The 16,749-nt window shown below is 66.8% G+C and carries 18 protein-coding genes; 10 read left to right on the top strand and 8 right to left on the bottom strand.

Annotated features, from left to right (window positions below; all coding sequences use genetic code 11):
• Positions 1 to 58: 58 nt before the first annotated feature.
• Positions 59 to 1,306 (top strand): aspartate aminotransferase family protein, encoded by a 1,248-nt coding sequence (locus tag ACK6AU_RS14525; RefSeq protein WP_409299687.1) that lies wholly within the window; start codon positions 59 to 61, stop codon positions 1,304 to 1,306.
• Between the two features lie 25 nt (positions 1,307 to 1,331).
• Here the strand turns inward: ACK6AU_RS14525 and ACK6AU_RS14520 are convergent, their stop codons facing one another.
• The 3 genes from ACK6AU_RS14520 to ACK6AU_RS14510 all read right to left on the bottom strand — a co-directional run bounded on the left by ACK6AU_RS14520 (position 1,332) and on the right by ACK6AU_RS14510 (position 3,341).
• Positions 1,332 to 1,916 (bottom strand): hypothetical protein, encoded by a 585-nt coding sequence (locus tag ACK6AU_RS14520; protein WP_185698604.1) that lies wholly within the window; start codon positions 1,914 to 1,916, stop codon positions 1,332 to 1,334.
• 4 nt (positions 1,917 to 1,920) lie between these two features.
• Positions 1,921 to 2,364, bottom strand: a complete 444-nt coding sequence (locus tag ACK6AU_RS14515) for a DUF3592 domain-containing protein (RefSeq protein WP_185698605.1) — start codon at positions 2,362 to 2,364, stop codon at positions 1,921 to 1,923.
• A gap of 146 nt (positions 2,365 to 2,510) precedes the next feature.
• Complete coding sequence (locus ACK6AU_RS14510; protein ID WP_185698606.1) at positions 2,511 to 3,341, bottom strand: amidohydrolase family protein; 831 nt, start codon at positions 3,339 to 3,341, stop codon at positions 2,511 to 2,513.
• Positions 3,342 to 3,493: 152 nt separating this feature from the next.
• Between ACK6AU_RS14510 and ACK6AU_RS14505 the strand changes: the two genes are divergently transcribed.
• Positions 3,494 to 4,147 carry an SMI1/KNR4 family protein gene (locus ACK6AU_RS14505; protein WP_409299686.1) on the top strand — a complete coding sequence of 218 codons (654 nt, stop codon included), beginning with the start codon at positions 3,494 to 3,496 and terminating at the stop codon, positions 4,145 to 4,147.
• 10 nt (positions 4,148 to 4,157) lie between these two features.
• Here ACK6AU_RS14505 and ACK6AU_RS14500 read toward each other — a convergent pair whose 3' ends face one another.
• Positions 4,158 to 4,862, bottom strand: coding sequence for a hypothetical protein (locus ACK6AU_RS14500; RefSeq protein WP_409299685.1), 705 nt, complete (start codon positions 4,860 to 4,862; stop codon positions 4,158 to 4,160).
• 236 nt (positions 4,863 to 5,098) lie between these two features.
• Here ACK6AU_RS14500 and ACK6AU_RS14495 point away from each other — a divergent pair, with 236 nt between their 5' ends.
• Positions 5,099 to 5,323 (top strand): DUF4087 domain-containing protein, encoded by a 225-nt coding sequence (locus tag ACK6AU_RS14495; protein WP_409299684.1) that lies wholly within the window; start codon positions 5,099 to 5,101, stop codon positions 5,321 to 5,323.
• On the opposite strand, the gene ACK6AU_RS14490 is transcribed toward ACK6AU_RS14495, so the two are convergent.
• The 4 genes from ACK6AU_RS14490 to ACK6AU_RS14475 all read right to left on the bottom strand — a co-directional run bounded on the left by ACK6AU_RS14490 (position 5,320) and on the right by ACK6AU_RS14475 (position 9,354).
• Positions 5,320 to 6,117 (bottom strand): GNAT family N-acetyltransferase, encoded by a 798-nt coding sequence (locus ACK6AU_RS14490; RefSeq protein ID WP_409299683.1) that lies wholly within the window; start codon positions 6,115 to 6,117, stop codon positions 5,320 to 5,322. The two genes, ACK6AU_RS14495 and ACK6AU_RS14490, sit on opposite strands and share 4 nt — an antisense overlap.
• A gap of 1 nt (position 6,118) precedes the next feature.
• Complete coding sequence (locus tag ACK6AU_RS14485; RefSeq protein ID WP_185698610.1) at positions 6,119 to 6,598, bottom strand: HIT family protein; 480 nt, start codon at positions 6,596 to 6,598, stop codon at positions 6,119 to 6,121.
• A gap of 106 nt (positions 6,599 to 6,704) precedes the next feature.
• The gene (locus ACK6AU_RS14480; protein WP_185698611.1) at positions 6,705 to 8,312 is read right to left on the bottom strand and encodes a 5-guanidino-2-oxopentanoate decarboxylase; all 1,608 of its coding nucleotides are present in this window, start codon (positions 8,310 to 8,312) and stop codon (positions 6,705 to 6,707) included.
• 121 nt (positions 8,313 to 8,433) lie between these two features.
• Positions 8,434 to 9,354 (bottom strand): LysR substrate-binding domain-containing protein, encoded by a 921-nt coding sequence (locus tag ACK6AU_RS14475; protein WP_185698612.1) that lies wholly within the window; start codon positions 9,352 to 9,354, stop codon positions 8,434 to 8,436.
• Between the two features lie 226 nt (positions 9,355 to 9,580).
• On the opposite strand from ACK6AU_RS14475, the gene ACK6AU_RS14470 reads away from it, so the two are divergent.
• The 7 genes from ACK6AU_RS14470 (at position 9,581) to ACK6AU_RS14440 (ending at position 16,702) form a co-directional block, all read left to right on the top strand.
• Positions 9,581 to 10,375 carry an ABC transporter ATP-binding protein gene (locus tag ACK6AU_RS14470; protein ID WP_409299682.1) on the top strand — a complete coding sequence of 265 codons (795 nt, stop codon included), beginning with the start codon at positions 9,581 to 9,583 and terminating at the stop codon, positions 10,373 to 10,375.
• 49 nt (positions 10,376 to 10,424) lie between these two features.
• Positions 10,425 to 11,198, top strand: a complete 774-nt coding sequence (locus ACK6AU_RS14465; protein ID WP_409299681.1) for a transporter substrate-binding domain-containing protein — start codon at positions 10,425 to 10,427, stop codon at positions 11,196 to 11,198.
• Between the two features lie 50 nt (positions 11,199 to 11,248).
• Complete coding sequence (locus tag ACK6AU_RS14460) at positions 11,249 to 11,962, top strand: ABC transporter permease (RefSeq protein WP_022640758.1); 714 nt, start codon at positions 11,249 to 11,251, stop codon at positions 11,960 to 11,962.
• A gap of 9 nt (positions 11,963 to 11,971) precedes the next feature.
• On the top strand, positions 11,972 to 12,676 hold the full coding sequence (locus ACK6AU_RS14455; RefSeq protein ID WP_409299680.1) for an ABC transporter permease: 705 nt from the start codon (positions 11,972 to 11,974) through the stop codon (positions 12,674 to 12,676).
• A gap of 42 nt (positions 12,677 to 12,718) precedes the next feature.
• Positions 12,719 to 13,900, top strand: coding sequence for a pyridoxal phosphate-dependent aminotransferase (locus ACK6AU_RS14450; protein WP_409299679.1), 1,182 nt, complete (start codon positions 12,719 to 12,721; stop codon positions 13,898 to 13,900).
• Between the two features lie 130 nt (positions 13,901 to 14,030).
• Complete coding sequence (locus ACK6AU_RS14445; RefSeq protein WP_185698617.1) at positions 14,031 to 15,779, top strand: amidohydrolase; 1,749 nt, start codon at positions 14,031 to 14,033, stop codon at positions 15,777 to 15,779.
• Complete coding sequence (locus ACK6AU_RS14440) at positions 15,776 to 16,702, top strand: CobW family GTP-binding protein (protein WP_409299678.1); 927 nt, start codon at positions 15,776 to 15,778, stop codon at positions 16,700 to 16,702. Before ACK6AU_RS14445 ends, ACK6AU_RS14440 begins: the two co-directional genes overlap by 4 nt.
• Positions 16,703 to 16,749: the final 47 nt, after the last annotated feature.

Raw genomic sequence — 16,749 nt, 5'->3', positions numbered from 1 at the left:
CCAGGCGTCCCGGGCCGGCTTAGATAACGGCTCTTTCCCGGCATGCAGAGCCCATCCCATGAGCCATCAGAACATCAGCCGTTCGATCGCCACCGTCCACCCGATCCAGCTCAGCCACGGGCGCAACGCCGAAGTCTGGGACACCCGGGGCAAGCGCTACATCGACTTCGTCGGCGGCATCGGCGTGCTCAACCTCGGGCACTGCCATCCGCGCATCGTCGCGGCCATCCAGACCCAAGCCAGCCGCCTCACCCACTACGCCTTCAACGCCGCGCCCCACACGCCCTACCTTGAGTTCATGGAGCGCCTGGCCCGCTTCATCCCGGTGAGCTACCCGGTCAGCGGCATGCTCACCAACAGTGGCGCCGAAGCGGCGGAAAACGCTTTGAAGATCGTCCGCGCCGCTACCGGGCGCAGCGCCGTGATCGCCTTCGATGGTGGCTTCCATGGCCGTACCCTGGCCACCCTCAACCTCAACGGCAAGGTCGCCCCCTACAAGCAGAAGGTCGGTGTGCTACCGGGGCCCGTGTACCACCTGCCCTACCCCAGCGCCGACAACGGCGTGAGTGCCGAAGAAGCCTTGAAGGCCATGCAGCGGTTGTTCAGCGTGGAGATCGATGTCGGCGAGGTGGCCTGCTTCATCCTCGAGCCAGTGCAGGGCGAAGGCGGCTTCCTGGCGCTGGACCCGGGGTTCGCCCAGGCCCTGCGTCGCTTCTGCGACGAACAGCGGATCCTCTTGGTGGCCGACGAGGTCCAGTCCGGCTTTGGCCGCACCGGCCAGCGTTTCGCCTTTTCCCGGCTGGGCATCGAGCCGGACCTGATCCTCTTGGGCAAGAGCATGGGCGGCGGACTGCCCCTGGGCGCGGTGGTAGGCCGCCAGGAACTGCTGGACAGCCTGCCCCGGGGCGGCCTGGGCGGCACCTATTCGGGCAACCCGATCGCTTGTGCCGCGGCCCTGGCGACCCTGGAGGAAATGACCGACGAGCAGTTGCAAGCCTGGGGCGAGTCCCAGGAACGGGCGATTGTCGAGCGTTATGCGCATTGGCAATCCACCGGCTTGTGTCGCTACCTGGGACGCCTGACCGGGGTCGGCGCCATGCGTGGCATCGAGCTGCTGGACGAACGCGGCGAGCCGGCGCCCGATCGGTTGAACAGCTTGCTGGCCAGTGCCCGAGAAGCCGGCCTGCTGCTGATGCCCAGCGGCAAGTCACGGCATATCGTGCGCCTGCTGGCGCCCCTGACCACGCCGGCGGATATCTTCGAAGAGGGGCTGGATATTCTCCAGCAGTGCCTGGCGCGCCTGTGAGTCCAGGCCTGCCAGGCAGGTTGGGCTAGAACAGGTAGCCCATGTAGATCGCGGCGCCGCCACCGGCTTGCAGGCCGGCGTTCATCCCGGCCATGACCACCGCGCCCTTGGCCGACTGCAACAGCTGGCGGTTGACCGTGGTGGCGGCGAACATCGAAGCGGCCGTGGAGTTCACCGCCACCGCCAGGGCCAACAGCTTGGGGTCCAGGCCGAACAGCAAGGCCGTGGCCGAACCACCCACCCCCAGCCCGGCACCGACTTCGGTGTACAGGCAAGGACCGGTGATGTCGTCGCTGGTCAGGTCGCGACTGGCCAGGGCGTCGGAAACGAACACCTTGCCAGTGCTGGGAAAGGCTTCGGCCGCACCGGCGCCGCCGACGGTCTTGCCCTTGATCCGGATATTGACCTTGCCGAAACGCGGCAGGCGGGCGCCGAACCCTACCCCTACGCCAAGGCCGCCGTAGTGGTAGTGCACATCCTCGCCCTGGGGCGAGCGCAGTACCAGGGAAGCACCGCTGCCCGCCAGCAGGGCCACGGTCAGGCCGCCGCCACTGGCGGTCTGGTACTGCCAGCGACTTTCGTTGACCGGGATCGGGATGTCGTAGCTCATGGATTCAAAGTCCTTTTAAGGGTTGTGGGGCGCGACGCCGGCGCTGGCTGCCGATGCCGACGAGGCCGGCAATGACGAATATCAGGCCGATCAGGCCCAACACGCCAGGGGTGGCCCAGAGAGCGGCCGGATCGTCGATCACCGCGCTGTTGGCCGCGCGGTCGGGCTGGTAGTAGACCCGCACCGGCTGGTCTTTCTGGTAACCGAAGATGAAGCCGCCCTGGGGATAGGAGATTTTCTCCCCGCTGGCCGTGGTGAAGGCGATCTCGGGGTGCGAGCCACCGGCATTCAGGTCGCTGACAATGCCGTCGGCGCTCAGGGCACTGGCGAGGAACTCGCGGCGTTCGAGGGTGAGATTGGCGGCGATGACCAGCAGGCCGATGCCGATCAGGGCGAACAGCAGGCCCTGGAAGATCTTGCCGAGGCGTGACGGGGTGGAGTTAGCCATGGGCTGTCTCGATATTCGTCCGTGAATGGGGAGGCCAAGATTACAAGAAACCTTGACCTAGAAAAACCGCCGGCAAGGTGCGCGCACCGTCCGCCAGCGGACCCGGGCCGCCCAGGGTCACGGCCCTGGACGCCTGCGGGAGGCGACTACAAAGCGAAAACCCGACGGGCATTGCCCTGGAGGAATTTGTCCGCGATCGACGGCGGAAGTTCCAGGGCCTGGACCTGCTCCAGGCATTTTTTCAGCGACAGCTGGGGGAAGTTGCTGCCGAACAAGACCTTGTCCTGGCCGTAGGTACGGATGAAATGCAGCAGCTGCGGCGGGTAGTAGGCCGGCAGGTAGGCCGAGGTATCGATGTGGATATTGTCGTGCTTCCAGGCCAGGCCGATCATCTCGTCGGTCCAGGGATGGCCGATGTGCCCACCGACGATCACCAACTCCGGAAAATCCAGGGCCACTTCATCCAGATACGGCACCGGCCGCCCGGTCTCCGAGGGCATCAACGGCCCGGTATGGCCGACCTGGGTACAGAAGGGAATCCCCAGCTCGATGCACTTGGCGTACAGCGGGTAGTACAGGCGGTGGTTGGGCGGCAGCTTCCATAGCCAGGGCACGATGCGCAGGGCCTTGCAGCCCAGCTCGCCCACCGCGCGATCGAGCTCGGCCAGGGCTGCCATGGGCCGGCTCAGGTCCACCGTGGCCACGCCGACGAAACGCTCGGGAAAAGCCCGGGTATAGGCCGCCACTTCATCGTTGCTGAACACCCAGCCCTCGGGCCGGCACCAGGCGCTGAGCATGAGTTTTTCCACCCCGGCCTGATCCATCAGCGCCACGGTCTGCTCGATGCTCACCGGCTGGTCGAGCAGGTGCGCCGAGCCGGATTTCTCGAACAGCCGGGCCACTTCCGGCAACAGCGCCCGCGCGCGGCCATTGGCCGGCTGCGCCCAGGCATCGATGGCTCCCAGTTTCACGGTCATGCTTGCGTCCCTCCAGGCAGATCCAGGTCGAGGCACCACGCTACGCCTGGCGCCGGCCGGCAACAATGTTCGCAATGCTCGGCACGGTTGACCCATGCGCTCAAGCGGTGGATAAAGTGCCACCTTCCCCCATCATCGCAAGGAGGCCCCTGGTGACCGCCCCGTCTTCCGCGACGTCATCTGCCGCTGCCGCAGCATCCGACGCCTGGCCACCGGCCGGCTGCCCGCCCCTGGCCTGGCCGGACCTGCCCGACCAGGATGCGCGCCTGGCCTGGTACCGGGCGGTGATCGCCGCCTATGGAGCACTGTGGGAGGGCCACGCCAACGCTCCCCGGCTAGTGCCCGCCAGCGATGCCGCGCTGCAGGCCCTGGAGCAGCGCCTGGGCTGCCCGCTGCCACCGGCGCTGCGTGACTATCACCGCCAGCTAGGGGTGCTGTCCCTGGCCGAGACCCTATGCAGCGTCGAGCCCGGCGACATCTCGATCCAGCCTCTGCTGGAGGCCTACCCCGGCATCGTCGAGATCGACGAGCAATACCTGGACCTGGAGCTGGCACAACGGTTGGTGGCCTTCGGCGACTACCTGGGTAACGGCAACCTGTTCTGCTTCGAGCGCGGCACCGGCGCGGTCTACTACTTCGACCACGATAGCGGCATGGCCCTGACACGCTTCTTCGATTCGCCCGAAGCCTACCTGGATGCGCTGATGCTGCTGTGCCTGGCCGAGGTACATGACGACGATGACGGCGTCGAAGCACTGATCATCCAGCGCTACGGCCAAGACCTGCTGCACAAGTGGCGCTATTGACCCCGGTGCTTCATCTACCTGCCCCTGCGCGCTGCCGCGCGCAGTAGCTGTCGCCATCCGGCTGGGACTGCAAATCGGTGCAGCCGCCCCCCATGAACGTGATCAGCACGGCAAAGGGCAGCAGGAGTATCACCTGCGCGATGCCCCGAGTCTGCGCATGGGGGTCCTCGATCTTGCGCAGAAAGCCCTGCTCATGGGCCGTCGTCTCGGTTTGCAGGGTGGCCCAAAGGGTGTAGCGAAAGGCTTGTGCTCCAGGCCCTTGGCCAGCGACACGCTGACAGGCGTCCAGCGCCTGGATGGCATAGACATCCCCCACCTGACGCGGCGCCCCCGCCGGGCGGGCCTGACGGGCGTTGTAGTCATCGATCAGGGTGGTGAGCTGCATCTGGTCCACCTGCTGGGCCGCCTGGCAATCGCTCTCGGCAGGGAACTCCCGGCTGGTGTGGGCCAGCGTATCCAGCCAGTTGCGGTAGTCGGTGTAGAAATCGAACTGACTGCCATCCGGCAACACCTGCTGATACAGCTTGAGGGCCCCGACATAGTGCTTGCCAGTGTCAGTCAACCGCTGCACCTGCTCGCGGCTCAAAGGCAGATTGAGGGTATAGCCGTACACCTGCGGGCCCTCGACCGCCGGCCTGGCCGGCGCCGTGGTACAAGCTCCCAGCGATGACAGGATGATCGCCAGGCTTAAAACACTGCACAGCATCCGTTGCATAACATGCCTCAGGGCGGGTGGACGGCTCGTTGGCCAGGCGCGAGATTTCGCCATTTCCCAGTCGCTGTTTCGGCCACACTTGCCGAAGCCTTAGCCCCAACCAGCAATAGGCATACCGCAGCGACGCTGACGAGCGCCTGGTGCTGAGGGGCCACGATCGCATCGGCCCCTTTGCCCGGCTTGACGAGCCCGAAGCGGCGCTCCATGGTCCCCGGCCCGCCCCTCGAACATGCTCCATGTTTCAGAGCACCCTGCTATGCACCCTCCTGAGCGTTATCGTCCTGCCCGCGATCGCCGCGCCGGCCAAAGTCGAACGCCGTTGCGGCTGGTTCGAGAACCCGACCCCGGCCAACGCCACCCTGGCCGACCGCGACGGGCTCTGGGAAATCGCCACCCAGGGCGCCATTGCCCAGTCGATCCGCTTCGACCCGGCGCCAGCGGCGCAACAAAGCCGGCGCTAAGGTGCGGCCCGATACAGGGCCTGCAGGTGAGAAAGGCGCAAGCCGTAGTGCTCCAGGTTGCGCCGGCTTTGCGAGCTCACCAGCGCCGTGGCCGCCACACTCTGGGCTCCGAGCGCCACGGCCTGGTTCAACCGGTGGGCGATCAAGGCCCGGTGATGGCCCTGGCCGCGTGCGGCCTTGGTGGTAAAGGCGGTGCCCAGGTAGGCCAGGCCATTGTCGGCGACGAACAACGCCGCGCCGGCCACCGCGACCCCTTGTTCGCGTGCCAGGTACAAGTGCCCGCGAGCATCGTCGAGCAAGGCGCTGAAAGCCGCTTGGGTAACCGGCCGGGCAGCCGCGGGTGTGTTGAATGCCTCGCGGTGCAGCGCACAGAAGCTTTCCAGGGTCGACAGGTCCACTGACTCGATATCCGAACGCGCCGGCGAGGCTGGGATCGCCTCCACGGGGGCAAAGAGTTGCCCATGGGTCCAGCCCTTCAGGCGTTGCAACAGTTGCCCTTGCAGATCCACGGTTGGTGCGATCCTGGCCGATGCGGCGACCAGCGCGATCGCCGGGGCGCAGGCCGCACAAGCCTGCAACAGGCTGGCCAGCTTCCCGGCGTCTTGCTCCTGGTCACCGTGCACCCGGTTCAGCATCGGGCTGGGCTGCTCGGCCACGAGGAACGCGCCGCAACTCGAATCGCCCTGCACGCTTGCCCGATAGGGGTTGCCCGGCATGCTCGCCAGCCCCTCGACCCGGGTCCGCAGGTATTGGTTTTCCGCATATTCAATGGCCAACGCCCGCGAGCGATCCATATCAGTGCCCGCCTCCGGCCGGCGTCTCGCTGACCCAGGGCACCCGTACCTCGCCGGCGATAAGGGCAGCCTGGCGTTGCAGGGTGTCGAACTTCGCCTTGGGGCCGAACAGCCCGGTGAAGTGCAGCAGCAGGCGCCCGGCGAAACCCAGGCTGTCGCCGCTACGCCGGGGGATCAGGTGCATGTGGGCATGGGGAATATGCTGGTTGGTGGCCCGGCCATCGTTGACCAACAGGTGCGTGCCCTGCACGCCGAAGCCGGCACGACGCTGCGCGGCCAGCACACCGTCGAACACCTGGTAGAGGTGCTGGCGGACGAAACCGGGCAACTGGTCGAGCTTTTCCACATGGGATCGGGGAATCAGCAAGGCATGCCCCTGGCCCAGGGGATGCACGTCCATGAAGGCCATGCAGTGTTCATCGCGGTAGATCACGGCCGCAGGCAAGGCGCCAGCGATAATCTGGCAGAAAATGCAATTCATCCATGAATCCTCGAGTGACAAGGGGTGTCCCGGCCAAAGCCTGAATGTAACCCAGCTTGTCCCTGCCTGCGCGTTTCTTGCGGCGCCTTGCCGGGGCGCCGGAAAATCACTCCAGGGCCAGGTAGGCACCGGCATCGACCTCGATCATCACCGGTTGGCGGGTGCCCGCAAGACTCGCCAGCAGTTCCTGCAACTGCGCCGGGCTGGCCGCCTGGTGATAGGCCACATGGCAACTGGCGGCCAGGGCCTGGAAATCCGGGGTGAGGATATCCACCCCCAGCGGCTGGATGTCCCGGGCATGCATGTAGTCGCGGATCTCGCCATAGCACTGGTTGTTCCACACCAGCAGGATCACGCCGATCTGCGCTTCACAGGCCGCGATCAGCTCGCCGCTGGTGAATTGCAGGCCGCCGTCGCCCACCAGCGCCACCACCGGTCGCTCGGGGCGGGCCAGCTTGGCCCCCATGGCCGCCGGCAAACCGTAGCCCAGGGTGCCGTAGCCACTGCCGGCGTTGAACCAGCTGGCTGGAGCCGGGGCCTGGTAGCCGCACGCGCCCTGGTACACCGGCTGGGTCGAGTCGCCCACCAGGATGGGGGCGTCGAGGTTATCGCGCAGCAGGTCCAGCAAACCTTGCAGCCCTCGCTGCCTGGCGCTCCAGCTGGCGCGCTCGGCCTGGTTCACCCGTTGCACGCTGTCCACCGCCCAGCGCCCGCGAGCCCCCTGCGGGGCGACCTGCTCCAGCAGCGCCTGCAAGCCCTGCCGGGCATCGCCCAACAGGCCGACATGGGCCCGTTGCACGCCCATGACCTGCAACGGATCGATATCCAGGCGGATCAGCGAGCCCTTGAAGCGCAACGGTCCCAGGCCAAAGAAGTCGTAGTCGGTCTCGCCCAGCTCAGTCCCCACCGCCAGCACCACATCGGCTTCGTCGATCAGCGCCCGGCCATGGGCCGCCGACTGCACCCCATCGAGCAACAACGGGTGGGCCTGGGGCAGCAGGCCCCGGGCGTTGGTGGTCAGCGCCACCGGGGCTTGCAGGCGCTCGGCCAGTTGCTGCAGCACCTGGGCGCACCCCCGGGCCCCGCCACCGGCGAGGATCAGCGGCCGGTGGGCAGCATCGAGCAGGGCCAGCGCCGCGGCCAGCGAATCCCCGGCCGGAACCGGTGCGCCGGGCAGGCTGCGTGGCATCAGGTTGAGGTCGACGGCCGGCATCTCCAGCACGTCCAGGGGAATCTCGATGTGCACCGGCCGTGGGCGCGCGCATTTGAACAGGGCAAAGGCCCGGGCCAGGATCTCCGGCAACTGCGCCGGCGACTGCAAGGTATGGCTGAAGGCGCAGACCCCGGCCACCATCGCCCGCTGGTCCGGCAACTCATGCAGATGGCCGTGGCCCAGGTGCAGGTGCTCGCGCCGGTTGACCGTGGAGATCACCAGCATGGGCACCGAGTCGGCATAGGCCTGGCCCATGGCGGTGAGGATGTTGGTCATGCCCGGGCCGGTGATGATGAAGCACACCCCGGGCTTGCCGCTGGCCCGGGCGTAGCCGTCGGCCATGAACCCTGCGCCCTGCTCGTGGCGCGGGCTGACGTGACGCAGGCGGCTGCCATGCAGGCCGCGATACAGCTCTACCGTGTGCACCCCGGGAATCCCGAACACCGTGTCCACGCCATAACCTTCCAGCAAACGAACCAGCGACTGCGCACAGGTGGTCATCGACTACTCCTCTTGTTCTTGCGGCGGGCGACACCCTGCGCCCGGCTGATGTCGAGGGACATTAGTCGCAGCCACCGAGGCGCAACAATCGAAAAAAATCCTCGCGATTGATCAATAAAATTCACGCTTTGCCATTGCGTCGCGGTTCCGGATGCAGGCGGGTGATGCCATGCAACTGCGACTTGACCCACTCGCTGAAGGCCAGCACCACCGGGCGCTCGGCCTTGAGCGGGTCGGCCACCAGGTAATAGCCGCGGTTGGACTCGATCTCGGTGTCGAACGGCTGCACCAGCAGGCCCTTGGCCAGGGCTTCGCCGCTGATCAGGTTGTCGCCCATGGCGATGCCCTGGCCGGCGATGCAGGCCGACTGCACGAAGTGCGCATCGGCGAACACGATGCCCCGGCGCACATCGACGTTCTGCGCCCCGGCCGCCGCCAGCCAGATCCGCCAGTCGGAGTAGTCGATCATGTGCAGCAACAGAGCGTGGTCCAGCGCATCCAGGCTCTTGAGCCCGCCCATGGCGTTCACCAGGCTCGGGCTGCACACCGGGAAATAGCGCAGGGAGACGATCTTCTGCACATGCTGGTTGGGCCAGTCGCCCATGCCGTAGGCGACGAACAGGTCGACGTTGCTGTCGCTGGTATCGCCTGGGGTACGCGGCGATACCAGGTGCAGTTCGACCTGGGGATACAGCGCCTGGAACTCGGCGATATGGGTGCACAGCCAGTAGGTGGCGAAGCCCGGCGGACTGCTGATGCACAGGCGCCCGCTGACCTGCTGGCCGTCCGAGCGCTGCCCGGCCTCGAGGATATTGGCCAGCAGCAGGTGGATGTCCCGGGCGTAGCGCTCGCCCTGGTAGGTGATGCGGATGCTGCGGCCCTGGCGCTCGGTCAGGGCGAACCCCAGGGTCTGCTCCAGGCTCTTGATCTGGTGGCTGATGGCGCTGGGGGTCAGGTTCAGCTCGCTGGCGGCTTCGGCGACACTGCCCAGGCGGGCCACCGCATCCAGGGCCCGCAGCGCCGTCATGGAGGGATAACGCATACCGATCGTGCCTCGACTGCAAGAAAACGAGTGGCTGCACGATAGCGATAATCGGCGTGCGGCAATAGCCTTGTCCGTCGCCGAAAAAACCGCCGACTGCTGAAAAAAATTTCCGTATCCGGCTAAAAAAGCTCGATTGACCCTATGCCGCCAATGACTAATTCTCAGGCCCTACCCTGTACCGGGGAAGCGCCCGGCCATCGCACAATAACAAGAGGGTCGACCCTTGCAATCGCAGCCCAACTCCACCCAGCCCGTGGTGGCGATCGACGATCTGCACAAGAGCTACGCCGATCACCACGTTCTCAAGGGCATCGCCCTGCGCGCCAACGAAGGCGAAGTGGTCTCGCTGATCGGCTCCAGCGGTTCGGGCAAAAGCACCCTGCTGCGCTGCATCAACCTGCTGGAGATTCCCTGCAGCGGCAGCTTGCGCATCAATGGCGAACAGGTACGCCTGAAGACCGACCGCGCCGGCAATCCCCAGGTCGCCGACCCGGCCCAAGTGGCACGCCTGCGCACCCAGCTGAGTATGGTGTTCCAGGGCTTCAACCTGTGGCCCCACCGCACCGTGCTGGAGAACGTCATCGAGGCACCGGTGTATGTCCTGGGAGAAGACCGCAAGGAGGCCATCGCCCACGCCGAGCACCTGCTGGAGAAGGTCGGCCTGGCCCACAAGCGCGACACCTTCCCGTCCTTTCTCTCCGGTGGCCAGCAACAACGGGTGGCCATCGCCCGGGCCCTGGCCATGCGCCCCAAGGTGCTGCTGATGGACGAGCCGACCTCGGCCCTGGACCCGGAGCTGGTGGGCGAGGTGCTCAAGGTCATCCAGGGCATCGCCGAGGAAGGCCGGACGATGATCCTGGTGACCCACGAGATGGCCTTCGCCCGCGATGTATCGAGCAAGGTGATGTTCCTCCACCAAGGCCGGGTGGAGGAGGAAGGCACGCCACAGCAAATATTCTGCAACCCGGTCAGCGAGCGCTGCCGGCAATTCGTCATGGCCCAGGAAAACCGCGTCTGACGTCCCGCTGCAATCCTTGAAAACAACAACTTAGATAAAGGGTCAAGCCATGAAAAACCTGCTCAAGGTGCTCGCCACCGGTTGCCTGTTCAGTGCCCTGTCCAGCCATGCCCTGGCCGCCGACAAGATCGTCTTCGGCATCGCCCTGGAACCCTACCCGCCGTTCTCGATGAAAGGCGGCGCCGGCGACTGGAGCGGTTTCGAACCGGAGCTGATCAAGGCCCTGTGCGAACGCATGCAGGCCCAGTGCCCGCTCAAGGAAGTGGCCTGGGACGGGCTGATCCCGGCCCTGCAATCGAGCCAGATCGACGCCATCCTCAACTCCCTGAGCATCACCGAGGAACGCCAGCAAGTCATCGATTTCTCCGCGCCCTACTACCAGACTCCGGCCATGTGGGTCGCCGACCAGTCCCTGGAACTCACCCCCACCCCCGAAGGGCTCAAGGGCAAGCTGATCGGCGTGCAGGGCTCGACCTCCAACGCCACCTTCGCCAAGGCCTACTACGGCAAGACCTCGACCCTGCGCTACTACACCACCCAGGACGACATGCTCTCCGACCTGCAGAGCGGGCGCATCGACGTGATGCTGGCCGACGCCCTGACAATCGAGCCGGTCCTGCAATCGGCGGCTGGCGCGGGCCTGGCCAACAAGGGCCTGGCGCCCCGCGACCCGCTGTTCGGCTCCGGCATCGGCGTCGGCCTGCGCAAGGGCGACAGCGCTCTGCAGCAGCGGATCGACAAGGCCCTGGCGGCACTCAAGGCCGACGGCACCTACGACCAGATCCGCAGCCGCTACTTCAGCGTCGACATCTCTGCCAACTAAGCCGCCCGGCGGCCTGCTGCGGCTGGCCGCCGGCGTTGACTGGATACGTCATGATTTCTCTGTCCGACCTTTCCCAACTGTTCGTCGCCGACGGCTGGCTCGGCGCCCTGGCCCAGGGCGCGCTGGTGTCCCTGCAGATTTCCGCCGGGGCCTTCGTCCTCGGCCTGGGCATCGGCCTGCTGGTGGCGATGATCAAGCTGCGCGGGCCACGCTGGCTGGTGAAGCTGGCCAACCTCTACACCACCCTGTACCGGGCCATGCCCGAGCTACTGCTGATCCTGCTGCTGTACTACGCCGGCACCGACCTGCTGAACATGGCCATGGCGGCCATGGACCGCCCGAGCGTCACGGTCAACGGCTTCATCGCCGCCGTACTGGTGCTGGGCATCGTCCAGGGCGCCTATTCGGCGGAGATCATCCGCGGCGCGATCCTGGCCATTCCCCATGGCCAGATCGAGGCGGCGCGGGCCTACGGCATCGAACGCTGGCTGCTGGTGCGGCGCATCCTGCTGCCGAGCATGCTGCCCTTCGCCATGGCCGGGTTGTCGAACCTGTGGCTGGTGCTGGTCAAGGACAGCGCGCTGATCAGCATCGTCGGCTACAGCGAACTGCTCTCGGTGGGCAAGCAGGCCGCCGGTTCCACCAAGCACTACCTGGTGTTCTACCTCGCGGTCGCGGCGTTCTACTTCGTCATCACCCTCGTGTCCGGCAGCGTGTTCCGCGTGCTCGAACGACGCACCCACCGCTGGCTGCCCCAGCACTAGGAGGCTGTGATGGATTTTTCCTGGATCAACGTTTTTTCCACCGAGCTGGTACGCGGCCTGGGCATCACCCTCAAGCTGCTGGCCCTGAGCGGAGCTTGCGGTTTCGTCCTGGCGGTGCTGGTGGGCCTGGGGCGAGTGGCGCGCAACCCCCTGGTCAGCGCGCCCATGCGCTTCTACATCAGCGTGTTCCGCGGTACGCCGCTGCTGGTGCAGATCTACATCCTCTACTACGGCGTCGGCAGCCTGTTCGCCGCCTACCCGCCGATTCGCGGCAGCTTCCTCTGGCCCTACCTGCGCGAAGGCTTCTGGTACGTGGCCCTGGCGTTGACCCTGAGTGTCGGCGCCTATGTCGGCGAGGTCCTGCGCGGCGGACTGCGGGCAGTGCCCCGGGGCGAACTGGAAGCGGCCCGTGCCTATGGCATGGGCCACTGGCTGACCTTGCGCCGGGTCTGGCTGCCCCGGGCCCTGGAGTTGGTACGCCCGACCCTGGTGGGCGAATGCGTGCTGCTGCTCAAGGCCACGGCCCTGGCCTCCACAGTAGCGGTCACCGACCTGCTGGGCGCCGCCAACCTGGTGCGGGCCCAGACCCTGAAGGTCTACGAGCCGCTGCTGGCGGTGGCACTGATCTACATCGTGCTGGCCTTCGTCATCGAACACCTGTGCGGCCGCCTGGGCGCCACACCCCACAAGCAGGCGCCCCAGCGCCAGGCCTGAACCCATTCATTACGCGGGCAACGCGCCCGTGAGGAGCACCACATGCGTTATTCCCCTTTCGTCCAGCGCATCAGCGGCGAATCCGTCAGTGCCTGGGACATCCACTACGCCGCCATCGAGGCCCGTGGCCGTGGCGAGGACGTGATCGTGCTCAGCGTCGGCGATCCGGACTTCGCCACCGACCCGCGCATCAGCGCCGCCGCCGGCACCGCGCTGGAGCAAGGCGATACCCACTACACCCATGTGCTTGGGCGCCCGGCCCTGCGCGAGGCGATTGCCGCCAAGCAGCGGCGCCTGCTGGGCATCGAGGTCGAGGCGGCCAACGTGGCCCTGGTGGCCGGGGCGCAGAACGGCCTATTCGCCGCTTCGCTGTGCCTGTTCGGCAGTGGCGATGAAGTGCTGGTGCCCGAACCCATGTACCTGACCTACGAGGCTTGCATCCATGCCTCGGGCGCCAGCCTGGTGGCGGTGGAGCAACCGGCGGCCAACGGTTTTCGCCTGACCGCCGCGGCCCTGGAAGCGGTCCTGACCGACAAGACCCGGGGCATCGCCCTGGCCACGCCCTGCAACCCCACCGGCAATGTCTACAGCCGCGAGGAACTGGAAGCGGTGGCCGAGCTCGCGCGCAAGCACGACCTGTGGGTGATTTCCGATGAGGTCTACGGGCAACTGACCTACGACCGCCAGCACCTGAGCATCGCGGCCCTGCCGGGCATGGCCGGGCGCACGGTGATCCTCAACAGCCTGTCCAAGACCCACGCCATGACCGGCTGGCGCGTGGGCTGGGTGGTGGGCCCCGAGGAGCTGGTGGGGCACCTGGACAACCTGCTGCTGTGCATGCTCTACGGCCTGCCGGGGTTCATCCAGGAAGCCGCGCTCAAGGCCCTGGAACTGGATGACGAGGTGGTCGACAGCGCTCGCGAGGTCTACCGCCGCCGTCGCGACCTGGTGATGGCAGGCCTGCGCCAGGTGCCCCTGCTGGACTGCCGCGAGCCAGAGGCCGGAATGTTCATGCTGGTGGACGTGCGCCGTACCGGCCTGTCGAGCATGGACTTCGCCTGGCAGCTGTTTCGCGCCACCGGGGTCTCGGTCCTCGATGCCCAGGCCTTTGGCGCCAGCGCCGAGGGTTTCGTGCGCATTTCCTTCACTGTCGCCGACGAGGTGCTCAAGGACGCCTGCCAGCGCATCGCCGGATTCGTCGAGGCCCTGGGCGCACAACGCTGACCCAGGGGCCGACGCTGGCGAGGCGGCTTGCTCCCTCGCCATGGCGGCGCCCATGAACCACTGCTTGGCCACTGCGCCTGTCGCCCATTTTTTGCCCATTGTTGAAGGGCCCTGCTTGAGAGGTTGACCCGTGACCGCTTCCGACCAATTCAACTCCACCCATAGCGCCGTCGACCAGTACGCCGAACTGGTGCTGCACAACGGCCGGTTCTACACCCTCGACCCGGCGCAGCCCTGGGCCGATGCCGTGGCCATTCGCCAAGGCAAGCTGATCGCGGTGGGCAGCCTCGCCTCCTTGAGCTCGCTGGTCGGCCCCAATACCCGCCAGCACGACCTGGACGGGGCGTTCTGCATGCCCGGCCTGCACGACATGCACACCCACCCCGACCTGGCCCTGGCGCCGCGCTATGCCGACGACCTGGACGTGGGCATCGAGGACCCGACCCCGGAGCAACTGGCGGCGGCGATCCACGCCTATGCCGACAGCCATCCGGGCGACGGCTGGATCTACGGCCAATACTGGGTGCGCTACACCTTTCGCGAGGCCGGCCTGACGCCGGGCCGCGAGTGGCTGGACAGCATCATGCCGGACCGCCCGGTGGCGCTGCTGGACCGCATGTGGGGCACCATGATGGTCAACTCCAAGGCCCTGGAACTGGCCGGTATCGATCGCCATACCAGCGACCCGCGCAATGGCTACCTGGAGCGCGACTCGCTCACCGGCGAACCCAACGGGCTGCTGATCGACGGCGCCTACGCGCTGATCCACGCGGCCATGCCGGCGACCCCGGTCTCGGTACTGCGCCGGGCCTATCGCGATGGCGTGCACTTCCAGACCTCTCGCGGGGTCACCGCCACCAAGTACGTGCACGTCTGCGAGAACCGCTTGCAGGCACTCAAGGAACTGGACGACGCCGGCGAGCTGACCCTGCGGGTGGAAGCCGCCATCAGCTGGCAGGACGATATCTTCCCGGTACGCCGGCGCTGGGAGCTGCTCAGCGGCGAGCGGCACTTCTATCGCAGCTCACGGTTGAGCGCCAACGCGGTGAAGTTCCATTTCGACGGCACCGTGGAGCCCAAGTCCTCGTACCTGCTGACCCCCTGGCCCGAGGAGTCGAGCTGGCGCGGCAAGCTCAACCTGACCCCGGAACACATCACCGACATGGTGGTGGACATGGACCGCCGTGGCCTGCGGGTGATCGCCCACTGCACCGGCGACGGCGCCTCCGACGTGTTCCTCGATGCCGTGGCCGAGGCCCGGCGCCGCAACGGCCACAGCGGCGTACGCCACCAGTGTGCCCATAGCACCTTGCTGCACCCGGGCAACCTCAAGCGCTTCCAGAGCCTGGACGTGATCGCCGAGTTCTCCCCGGCGGCCTGGTACCCGACCCCGTTCGCCAGCGGCGCGCGCTCAGGCTATGGCCAGGAACGCCTCAAGCGCATCTACGACTTCAAGGGCGTGCTGGCCGCCGGCGGCATCGCGGTGTTCGGCACCGACTGGCCGGTGGCCTCCATCGACCCGTGGCTGGCGCTGGAAACCATGGTCACCCGGCAGAACCCCTGGAACCAGGAACCCGACACCTTCGGCGACCCCATCGGCCTGGAGCAGGCGCTGCAAGTGGCGACCCTCAACGGCGCCCATGCCATGGGCCTGGAACACCTGACCGGCAGCCTGCAGGTCGGCAAGTCGGCGGACCTGATCGTGCTCGACCGCGACCTGTTCGCCCAACCGGCCCGCAACTACATCCACCACACCCAGGTGCAACTGACCTTCGTCGAGGGCCAGTTGGTCTACGACCGCCAGGGCACCTTCAGCGACACGCCGCTGCAGGCGGTGTGGGAAGGCCTGCCACCGGTGATCGAGGGCCAGGAACCATGATCAAGCTGCCGAGCATTCCGGTCACGGTGGTCTCGGGTTTTCTCGGGGCCGGCAAGACCACCCTGCTCAACCGCCTGGTGCAACGCGCCGACAGCGGCCGGCTGGCGGTGATCGTCAACGACTTCGGCGAGCTGAACATCGATGCAGCGATCATCGCCGAGGTCACCGACGCTGTGTACAGCCTGCAGAACGGCTGTATCTGCTGCACCGTGCAGGAAGACCTGCTGGCGCAACTGGTGAGCCTGTCCAAGCTGCGCCCGGCCCTGGAGCGGATCGTCATCGAGTGCAGCGGTGTCTCCGACCCGCAACGCATCGTGCAGACCATCGGCTACCCGCAACTGCGCGACCGCCTGCACCTGGATGCGGTGGTGACCCTGGTGGATGCCAGCGGTTTCCAGGCCCTGGAGGGCGACATGGCGCGCCTGTCCCGGGCACAGGTGGCCTGCGCCGACTGGGTGCTGCTGAACAAGGTCGACCTGGTCACGCCCGAGCAGTTGCAGGCGATCCGTACCAGCCTCGCCTGCCGCGCCCCGGTGTTCGAAACCGTACAGGCCGAACTGCCGGACGAACTGTTGCTGGCCCCGCCGGTACGTTCCAGCGAGGTGCTGTTCAAGGCCCTGCCCCAGGCCCACGACCAGTTGTTCGAAAGTTGGGTATGGAACAGCCCCCGGCCCTTGCAGGCCAAGGCCCTGCGCGACTGGCTGGCGCAGTTGCCGGCCGACCTGCTGCGCCTCAAGGGGCTGGTACGCCTGGACGGCAACGAGCAGCCCTACTGGTTGCAGCATGTGGGCAGCCGCAGCCAGTTCACCCTGGCCACCGGGCACCCCACCGAACATGCCGCGCAACTGGTGTTCATCGCCCGCCGCGGCAGTGGCCTGCGCCAGGAGCTGGAAGCCGGGATCAGTGCCATACAGGTGACCTGAAGCCAGGGGCACGAACGACGCTCAGCTACTCTCACCTGCTTCGCCTC

It is taken from the genome of Pseudomonas sp. KCJK8993, from assembly GCF_046230915.1.
In the GTDB taxonomy this organism is placed as follows: domain Bacteria; phylum Pseudomonadota; class Gammaproteobacteria; order Pseudomonadales; family Pseudomonadaceae; genus Aquipseudomonas; species Aquipseudomonas piscis.
This window is presented reverse-complemented; position numbering and strand designations above follow the sequence as displayed.